The sequence below is a fragment of the Coleofasciculus sp. FACHB-712 genome (assembly GCF_014695635.1).
Lineage (GTDB): Bacteria > Cyanobacteriota > Cyanobacteriia > Cyanobacteriales > FACHB-T130 > FACHB-T130.
Genome location: NZ_JACJOQ010000648.1, coordinates 1 through 2,576 on the forward strand (window position 1 = coordinate 1; position 2,576 = coordinate 2,576).

The 2,576-nt window shown below is 43.6% G+C and carries 2 protein-coding genes; both read left to right on the forward strand.

Features of this window, described 5'->3' with window-relative positions; genetic code table 11:
• Positions 1 to 1,527, forward strand: a 1,527-nt coding sequence (locus H6F50_RS24400; protein ID WP_190430675.1) for an ATP-binding protein, incomplete at its 5' end; no start/stop codon positions are given.
• 365 nt (positions 1,528 to 1,892) lie between these two features.
• Positions 1,893 to 2,576, forward strand: a 684-nt coding sequence (locus tag H6F50_RS24405) for a GAF domain-containing protein (protein WP_190430676.1), incomplete at its 3' end; no start/stop codon positions are given.

Consider the following 2,576-nt stretch of genomic DNA (forward strand, 5'->3'; position numbering starts at 1 on the left):
AACCTCAATGCTCGTACTTCTATCCAATCAAAGGATGAAATTGGGGTGCTAGCGTTGAGTTTCAATGGGATGGCAGAACAAGTCGGTAAATTGCTTCAAGGCTTAGAAGAGCGTACCCGCGAACTGGAAGTTAGTCAACACGTTACGGTTGCCGTCAGCGAGTTGTCGAAAGCGATTATAGACCCGGAAAAGCTATTGCGCGAAGCGATCGCCCTAATGCAGAATCGCTTCGGCTTGCACTACGTGCAAATTTATCTGTTAGATCAAACCACGAATCAACTCATCCGGCGGGCTGATTCTGGCAATCAGGGTATGCTTGGGCATGATGAAAGCGCCTGTCTGTCTCTTGACGATCGCAGCTTAGTCGCCCTTGCTGCCCGAAAGCAGCAAACGATCTGGGTGGATAAACAGGACAGTGCAGGGCTAGCAGGAGACTTGAAACCCATCCAAATGGGTTCTTCCGCAGTGGTGCCCTTAGTCGCTCGTGGGGCGCTACTAGGAGTGCTGGACATTCAAGACAAGGAAAGCGATCGCTTCAGTCAAACGGATCTAGAGACGTTCAACACCCTCGCCGGACAAATCGCCACGGCTTTAGAAAATGCCCGCTTGTTTGAAGAAATTCAAAAGGCTGAAACCCAATACCGAGACAAAGCTCAAGAGTTACAACAAACTCTATCTGAGTTGAGACAAACTCAAACTCAATTAATTCAAACTGAAAAAATGTCTAGTTTGGGTCAACTGGTGGCTGGAGTTGCACATGAAATTAACAATCCAGTCAACTTCATTTATGGCAACATCACTCCTGCCAATGAATATCTGGAAGATTTGCTCAAACTCTTAAAGTTGTACCAACAATGCTACCCCAATCCTACCCCGGAAATTCAAGACTATATCGAAGAAGTCGAACTCGACTTCCTGCTCCTTGATTTTCAGAAAATTCTATCTTCCATGAAGTTTGGAGCCGAACGGATTCGTCAAATTGTTCTATCTCTAAGAAACTTCTCCCGTTTAGATGAAGCGGAGATGAAAGCCGTTGACATTCATGAGGGTCTTGAGAATACGCTAGTAATTTTACAGAATCAATTAAAAGATAAGCCGGGACATCCGGAGATTCAGGTGATTAAAGAGTATGGCAACTTACCTTTAGTAGAATGCTATGCCGGACAACTGAATCAAGTGTTTATGAATTTACTTACAAATGCAATTGATTCTCTTGATGAGTTTAATCATAAACGCTCGATCGAAGAAATTAAAGGCAATCCCGCTACCATCTTAATTCGCACCAAAGTCGCAGGGAACAATCAAGTAGAAATCCGAATAATTGACAATGGTTCAGGGATTTCAACTGAGGTTCAGTCAAGACTTTTCGATCCTTTCTTCACAACGAAAAACGTTGGCAAAGGGACTGGGCTGGGTCTAGCGATTAGCTACCAAATTGTAACCGAAAAACATGGGGGACAGTTGGAGTGTACTTCAGCACCCGGTCAAGGGGCTGAGTTTGCTATCAAGATTCCAATTAGAGTTTAAGCTAACAAATCTTCATCAAGCGCGATCGCACTGACGAGAAAGTTAGAAACCTTAGCTGGATAGAATTTTAGCAACTCATTTTCTAAAAAATCCCTAAATCTACAGCATTATTTTAAAACCCGATTTCAAACTCGCTCGAAAACATATATATAGCAATCCTATTTTAGTTGTGAGACAAACCTTCAGATCCTAACTTCTTTCTCGAAGTCGGGAATCGCACCTTCACGAATCATTTTAGATTGGTATAGAAACTAATTTTTAAAAAAAGTTCCATATTTTCACGTATGGCTGAACTTAGTCAGTACACCGAAAATAGATACAGTGCGGAAAAAGGCACAAATATTATAAGCGTAGTGGATGAAAAAATGACCATCAGTAAAAATACGCAAGTTTTAAAGCCAGAATTACAGTCAGAATTAGAGCGGGAAGGATTGCTGCACCGAATCACTAACCGGATTCGTCAATCCTTGGAATTACAAGAAATTTTAATCGCAACGGTGGCAGAAGTCAGTTCGTTACTAGAAGCAGACCGAGTCATGGTCTATCGGTTTCATGCTGATGAAAGTGGAGAAGTGATTGCCGAATTTATTTATAAAAATCGCCTTCCGTCTTTAAAAGGTTTGAACTTTCCAGCGGATGACATTCCTCCCCAAGCACGCGAACTCTATCAGAAAGTGCGTCTGCGTTCGATTGTGAATGTTGCGTCAGGACTCATTGGTTTATCGCTAATGGATTCTCCAGAAACCGGAGAATCCCTAGAAACCAGAAAGATCCACTATCGCCCTATAGACCCTTGCCATGTGGCATATCTCAAAGCAATGGGTGTGCAGTCTTCTCTGGTGGTGCCGATTCTGCATGGCGATCGCTTGTGGGGGCTTTTAGTCGGTCACTACTCGCAACCGCAAGTAATCTCAGAACGGGAACTGGAAATTGTCCAGATGGTAGCCGATCAAGTGTCGATTGCGATCGCTCAATCTACTTTACTCACCCAAACCCGCGAAAAAGCTCAGCGGGAAGTCACGCTTAACCGTGTCGCTACCCTGCTGCAT